This is a genomic window from Streptomyces sp. YS-3 (assembly GCF_045257485.1).
GTDB lineage: Bacteria > Actinomycetota > Actinomycetes > Streptomycetales > Streptomycetaceae > Streptomyces.
This window is the reverse complement of the sequence record NZ_JBJHPC010000383.1, coordinates 1-7,060: the sequence shown is the minus strand read 5'-3', so window position 1 is coordinate 7,060 and position 7,060 is coordinate 1. Positions and strand designations below refer to the sequence as shown.

General features: G+C 68.8%; 5 protein-coding genes. 2 read left to right on the top strand and 3 right to left on the bottom strand.

All coding sequences use genetic code 11. The annotated features are described in order from the left end of the window. Both ACJA3G_RS25745 and ACJA3G_RS25740 read right to left on the bottom strand, forming a co-directional pair. A partial coding sequence (locus ACJA3G_RS25745) for a hypothetical protein (protein ID WP_406555428.1) occupies positions 1 to 668 on the bottom strand: 668 nt, incomplete at its 3' end. Positions 669 to 714: 46 nt separating this feature from the next. Continuing rightward, positions 715 to 2,076: a DUF2252 domain-containing protein gene (locus ACJA3G_RS25740; protein WP_406555427.1), complete on the bottom strand. Its 1,362-nt coding sequence runs from the start codon at positions 2,074 to 2,076 to the stop codon at positions 715 to 717. 225 nt (positions 2,077 to 2,301) lie between these two features. On the opposite strand from ACJA3G_RS25740, the gene dnaE reads away from it, so the two are divergent. Then, positions 2,302 to 5,841 carry a DNA polymerase III subunit alpha gene (gene dnaE / locus ACJA3G_RS25735; protein WP_406555426.1) on the top strand — a complete coding sequence of 1,180 codons (3,540 nt, stop codon included), beginning with the start codon at positions 2,302 to 2,304 and terminating at the stop codon, positions 5,839 to 5,841. A 92-nt stretch (positions 5,842 to 5,933) separates the two neighbouring features. Here the strand turns inward: dnaE and ACJA3G_RS25730 are convergent, their stop codons facing one another. Further along, entirely contained in the window at positions 5,934 to 6,104 is a 171-nt protein-coding gene (locus ACJA3G_RS25730; RefSeq protein ID WP_358834499.1) for a hypothetical protein, read from the bottom strand. A gap of 263 nt (positions 6,105 to 6,367) precedes the next feature. Between ACJA3G_RS25730 and ACJA3G_RS25725 the strand changes: the two genes are divergently transcribed. After that, positions 6,368 to 7,060: NYN domain-containing protein (locus tag ACJA3G_RS25725; protein WP_406555425.1), on the top strand; the 693-nt coding region annotated here is incomplete at its 3' end.

Sequence of the window (7,060 nt, the reverse complement as noted above, 5' to 3'; positions counted from 1 at the left end):
GGGCGGGGCGGGCCCCGCCGTCCCACCCAGTGCACGAGCAGCCGGGCGCGCGAGGACTGGCCCGCGCGCCGCACGGGCAGCACCCGCGCCCGTACCGGACGGACCGCGCCGCCCACCACGGCGACCGCGAGCAGCAGCGGCCGGAACGCCAGCACCCCGACCGTGCGCACCAGACGGGCGAGAGCGGCCTCGCCGCGCCGCAGCCAAGCGGCGGCCAGCAGCCCGACCGTCACATGCGCGGCGAGCAGCAGCCACGGCACGGCCGGTCCGGGCCCGGCGAGCAGCACGGCCGCGCTCGCCCGGGACCCGGTGACGCCCGGCAGCTCGGCGCCCACGTTTCCGCCGCACAGCACATCCACGCCCACCGAGCGCAGCGCGCCCGCGACCGGGCCGCCGTTGGGCCCGTAGCAGACGTGCTGGCCGGTCGAGAAGACGGTGTCGGCGGCCAGCTCCAGCGGGACGAGCAGCCCGGCGATCGACCAGAAGCCGCGCTCCCGGCCCGCCAGCGCGTACGCGATCAGGAACACGGCGCCGGCCGCGCCGGCGACCAGCGGCACCGGCAGCGGGACGCGGGAGAGCAGGACGTGGGACGCGCTGGAGAGCGCCACGACGAGCGCCGTGAAAAGCGCCGCGCGTGCCGCTCTGAGCCGGGTCCCTGATACGTCCATCGGTGCTGAAGTCTGCCACGGCCCGCTGTCGGCGGAGCCTAAGAATTCAGTGAGACCCAAGACCCGGGATCCGACCGTTACGGAACAGGTCGACGAAGATCTGGTGGTCCGCCCGCGCCCGCGCCCCGTAGCCATGCGCGAAGTCCACCAGCAGGCCCGCGAAGCCCTCCTCGTCGGCCGCGATCGCCGCGTCGATCGCCCGCTCGGTGGAGAACGGCACCAGCTCCGAGTGACCGCTCTCGTCGTCCGCCGCCGCGTGCATGGTCGCGGTGGCGCGGCCGAGGTCGGCGACGACCGCCGCTATCTGCTCCGGGTCGTCGATGTCCGACCAGTCCAGGTCCACCGCGTACGGCGACACCTCGGCGACCAGCTGGCCCGCGCCGTCGAGCTCGGTCCAGCCCAGCCACGGGTCGGCCGCGGCCTGGAGGGCGCGCTGCGAGATCACCGTGCGGTGCCCCTCGTGCTGGAAGTAGCCGCGCACCGCGGGGTCGGTGACATGGCGGGAGACCGCCGGGGTCTGGGCCTGCTTCATGTAGATCACGACGTCGTTCTCCAGCGCGTCGCTGTGGCCCTCCAGAAGGATGTTGTACGAGGGCAGACCCGCCGAGCCGATCCCGATGCCGCGCCGCCCCACCACGTCCTTGACCCGGTAGGAGTCCGGGCGCAGCAGGCTGGAGTCCGGCAGCGTCTCCAGATAGCCGTCGAAGGCGGCCAGGACCTTGTAGCGGGTGGCCGCGTCCAGCTCGATCGAGCCGTCGCCCTCGGCGAAGCGGCGCTCGTACTCGCGGATCTCGGTCATGGAGTCGAGCAGCGAGAAGCGCGTCCGCGCGCGTGCCGAGCGCAGCGCGCCGAGCAGCGGTCCCTCGGCGGTGTCCAGCGTGAAGGAGGGCACCGCGTCGCCCTTGGCGCCGGTGGCCAGCGCGTGGATCCGCTCGCGGTAGGCGCCGGCGTAGATCCGCACCAGCTCGGTGATCTGGTCGTCGCTGAGCGCCTTGGCGTGGCCGATCAGGGCCAGGGAGGCGGCGAAGCGCTGGAGGTCCCAGGTGAAGGGGCCCACGTACGCCTCGTCGAAGTCGTTCACATTGAAGATCAGCCGGCCGTTGGCGTCCATGTACGTACCGAAGTTCTCGGCGTGCAGATCGCCGTGGATCCACACCCGGCCGGTGCGCTCGTCCAGATACGGGCCGCTGTGTATGCCCCCGGCGCCCCGCCCGGCGCCCTCCGCGTCCAGGTCCGCGTAGAACAGGCAGGCCGTGCCCCGGTAGAAGGCGAAGGCGGAGGCCGCCATCTTGCGGAACTTGACCCGGAACGCGGCCGGGTCGGCGGCCAGGAGCTCTCCGAAAGCCGTGCCGAAGACGGAGAGGATCTGCTCGCCGCGCTCATCGGCGGTGTGCTGCGGGACCGACATCGCCGGGTGCCTCCTGGTGCGTACGTGCGGGTGGTGATGCGCTACGGATGGGACGGGTGGTTCCGCCCCTTCCAACGCGTGACCGTACCCCGGAGTGCCCGCCCGCCGTCCGGCCGCCTCCCTGTGCCGGGAGGCTGCGCGCCGCAGCGGTTCCCACACCGGCTGTCAGTCGGGCGACGTAGACTTCCGGGCTGTCCCCCTCTCCCCGCCATGGAGGCCCACACCGTGTCGAAGCCGCCGTTCACGCACCTTCACGTACACACCCAGTACTCGCTGCTGGACGGTGCCGCGCGGCTCAAGGACATGTTCGACGCGTGCAACGAGATGGGCATGACGCACATCGCGATGTCCGACCACGGCAACCTGCACGGGGCGTACGACTTCTTCCACTCGGCGAAGAAGGCGGGGGTCACGCCGATCATCGGCATCGAGGCGTACGTGGCGCCCGAGTCCCGCCGCAACAAGCGCAAGATCCAGTGGGGCCAGCCGCACCAGAAGCGCGACGACGTGTCCGGTTCGGGTGGTTACACCCACAAGACGATCTGGGCGGCGAACGCGACGGGGCTGCACAACCTCTTCCGCCTCTCCTCCGACGCGTACGCCGAGGGCTGGCTCCAGAAGTGGCCCCGGATGGACAAGGAGACCATCTCCAAGTGGTCGGAGGGCCTGATCGCCTCCACCGGCTGCCCCTCCGGAGAGCTCCAGACCCGGCTGCGCCTGGGGCAGTACGAGGAGGCCCGCCAGGCCGCCTCCGAGTACCAGGACATCTTCGGCAAGGACCGGTACTTCCTGGAGCTGATGGACCACGGCATCGACATCGAGCGCCGGGTCCGCGACGACCTGCTGAAGATCGGCAAGGAGCTGGGCATCCCGCCCCTGGTCACCAACGACTCGCACTACACGTACGCGCACGAGGCCACCGCGCACGACGCGCTGCTGTGCATCCAGACCGGCAAGAACCTCTCGGACCCCGACCGCTTCAAGTTCGACGGCACCGGCTACTACCTGAAGTCGACCGACGAGATGTACGCGATCGACGCCTCCGACGCCTGGCAGCAGGGCTGCGCCAACACCGCCCTGGTCGCCGAGCAGGTCGACGTCAGCGGCATGTTCGAGGCGAAGAACCTCATGCCGAAGTTCGACATCCCCGAGGGCTACACCGAGGTCACCTGGTTCCGCGAGGAGACCCTGCGGGGGCTGCACCGCCGCTTCCCGGGAGGCATCCCGGAAGACCGGATGAAGCAGGCGGAGTACGAGATGGACACCATCATCTCGATGGGCTTCCCCGGCTACTTCCTCGTGGTCGCCGACTTCATCATGTGGGCCAAGAAGCAGGGCATCGCGGTCGGCCCCGGCCGTGGCTCCGCGGCCGGCTCGATCGTGGCGTACGCGATGGGCATCACCGACCTCGACCCGATCCCGCACGGCCTGATCTTCGAGCGGTTCCTCAACCCCGAGCGCGTCTCGATGCCCGATGTCGACATCGACTTCGACGAGCGCAGGCGCGTCGAGGTGATCCGGTACGTGACCGAGAAGTACGGCGCCGACAAGGTCGCCATGATCGGCACCTACGGAAAGATCAAGGCCAAGAACGCGATCAAGGACTCCGCCCGCGTCCTCGGCTATCCGTACGCGATGGGCGACCGCCTCACCAAGGCGATGCCCGCCGACGTCCTGGGCAAGGGCATCGACCTCAACGGCATCACCGACCCCAAGCACCCGCGCTACAGCGAGGCGGGCGAGATCCGCGCGATGTACGAGAACGAGCCGGACGTGAAGAAGGTCATCGACACCGCCAAGGGCGTCGAGGGCCTGGTCCGGCAGATGGGTGTGCACGCCGCCGGCGTGATCATGTCCAGCGAGCCGATCGTCGACCACGCCCCCCTCTGGGTGCGCCACACCGACGGCGTGACCATCACGCAGTGGGACTACCCGAGCTGTGAGGCGCTCGGCCTGCTGAAGATGGACTTCCTCGGTCTGCGCAACCTGACGATCATGGACGACGCCGTCAAGATGGTGAAGTCCAACAAGGGGATCGACATCGATCTCCTCGGGCTGCCGCTCGACGACGCCACGACCTTCGAACTGCTCCAGCGCGGCGAGACCCTCGGCGTCTTCCAGTTCGACGGCGGCCCCATGCGGTCCCTGCTGCGGCTGATGAAGCCCGACAACTTCGAAGACATCTCCGCCGTGTCCGCGCTCTACCGCCCGGGCCCGATGGGCATGAACTCGCACACGAACTACGCACTGCGCAAGAACAAGCAGCAGGAGATCACCCCGATCCACCCGGAGCTGGAGGAGCCCCTCAGGGAGGTCCTCGGCGTCACCTACGGCCTGATCGTGTACCAGGAGCAGGTGCAGAAGGCCGCCCAGATCATCGCCGGGTACTCGCTGGGCGAGGCCGACATCCTCCGCCGCGTCATGGGCAAGAAGAAGCCCGACGAGCTGGCGAAGAACTTCACCATCTTCCAGGCCGGCGCCAAGAAGAACGGCTACAGCGACGAGGCCATCCAGAAGCTGTGGGACGTGCTGGTCCCCTTCGCCGGATACGCCTTCAACAAGGCGCACTCCGCCGCGTACGGCCTCGTGTCGTACTGGACCGCCTATCTGAAGGCGAACCACCCCGCCGAGTACATGGCGGCCCTGCTGACCTCGGTCAAGGACGACAAGGACAAGTCCGCGGTCTACCTCAACGAGTGCCGCCGCATGGGCATCAAGGTGCTGCCGCCCAACGTCAACGAGTCCGAGTCCAACTTCTCGGCGCAGGGCGACGACGTGATCCTGTTCGGTCTGACCGCCGTGCGCAACGTCGGTCAGAACGTGGTGGACTCGATCATCAAGTCCCGCAAGGCGAAGGGGAAGTACACCTCCTTCCCCGACTTCCTCGACAAGGTCGAGGCGGTCGTCTGCAACAAGCGGACCGTGGAGTCGCTGATCAAGGCCGGCGCCTTCGACGAGATGAAGCACACCCGCAAGGGCCTCACCGCGCAGTTCGAGCCGATGATCGACAACGTGGTGCAGGTCAAGCGCAAGGAGGCCGAGGGGCAGTTCGACCTCTTCGGCGGCATGGGCGACGAGGCCTCCGACGAGCCGGGCTTCGGTCTGGACGTGGAGTTCTCCGACGTGGAGTGGGAGAAGTCCTATCTGCTCGCCCAGGAGCGGGAGATGCTCGGTCTGTATGTGTCGGACCACCCGCTCTTCGGTCTGGAGCACGTGCTCTCCGACAAGTCCGACGCCTCCATCCAGCAGCTCACCGGAGGTGAGCACGCGGACGGCGCGGTCGTCACCATCGGCGGCATCATCTCGGGCCTCCAGCGCAAGATGACCAAGCAGGGCAACGCCTGGGCCATCGCCACCGTCGAGGACCTGGCCGGCTCCATCGAGTGCATGTTCTTCCCGGCGACCTACCAGCTGGTCTCCACCCAGCTCGTCGAGGACGCGGTGGTCTTCGTCAAGGGCCGGCTCGACAAGCGCGAGGACATCCCGCGCCTGGTCGCCATGGAGCTGATGGTGCCGGACCTGTCGTCGGCGGGGACCAACGCGCCGGTGGTGCTGACCATCCCGACGGTGAAGGTGACACCGCCGATGATCAGTCGGCTGGGGGAGATTCTCGGCCACCACAAGGGCAACACCGAGGTGCGCATCAAACTCCAGGGGCCGCGCAAGACCACGGTGCTGCGGCTCGACCGGCACCGGGTCCAGCCCGACCCGGCGCTCTTCGGTGATCTGAAGGTGCTGCTCGGGCCGTCCTGTCTGGCGGGCTGAGGTCCGGCGAGCGGTTTAATTCCCTGCGGAAGGGGCGCGTCCAATAGGGCGCGCCCCTTCCGTATTCACTGTGCCTGATGTGCGGGGAATTATCAGTTGTGGCCGAAGCGACGCTGGTGCTTACGGGCAACATCCGCCGGGCTGCCCTGTGCCTGGGGCTGGGACAGGGCCTGCGCCTCCATCGAGGACTTCTGGGCCTCCTGCTGACCGCGCTCGGCCTGCGAGGCGGGCTGCTGCTTACGGCCGGACTTGTTCTTGGCCATGGTGATGCCTCCTGGGGGGACTAGGGTCCAGGGCCGCTGCCAGACTCACACATCACGACAAAGAACGCATTCCAGACGATTACCGTGCGTAATATGTACCGGTTCGCCACGCCGATGATCGAGTTCCGGCCGTCAACCCCCGCCGGGTCGGGCAGACTCGAAGGAAACCCGAAGTACGTTCCCTGATCTCTCGATCTCCTGCACTCTTATCTCCCTGATCTCCTTTGCCTCTGATTCTTTGATTTTCAAGGTTCTGAAAGAGGGTGGAACGCGTGGACCGTTGCGTCGTCCTTGTGGATGCGGGTTACTTGCTGGGCGCTGCCGCGAGCCTCCTGGCCGGAGAGCCCGCCCGTTCACGGATCACCGTCGACCACGCCGCCCTGATCCAGGCGCTGCGCGAGCGGGCGGAGGCCGACACCGAGCAGCCACTGCTGCGGATCTACTGGTTCGACGGCGCCCCCGACCGGGTGCCCCAGCCCGAACACCGCAGGCTGCGGGTGATGTCCCGGGTGACGGTCCGGCTCGGCGCGCTGACCCGCAGCGACGGGAGGTGGGCCCAGAAGGGCGTCGACGCGGCGATGCACGCCGAACTCACCGAGTTGGCCAGAAACCGCGCCTGTTCCGATGTGGTCCTGGTGACCGGCGACGGCGATCTGCTGCCCGGGCTGATGTCGGCCAAGGAACACGGGGTCGCGGTGCACCTGTGGGCCGTGCAGGCCGCCGACGGCGACTACAACCAGTCCGAGGACCTGGTGGCCGAGGCCGACGAGCGCCGGGTGCTCGACCGCAAGTGGATCACCCAGGCGGTCCGGGTGAAGGAGCTCACCGCCATGTACGCCCCGGCCGCGGCCCCCCGCCCGGAGATCGCCGCCATCCTCTCCGCGCCGCTGCCCGAGTCGGCGCTGGCCGCCTCCGCCGAGCGGGCCGCCGAGGCCGCCCAGGCCGCGGCCGTACGC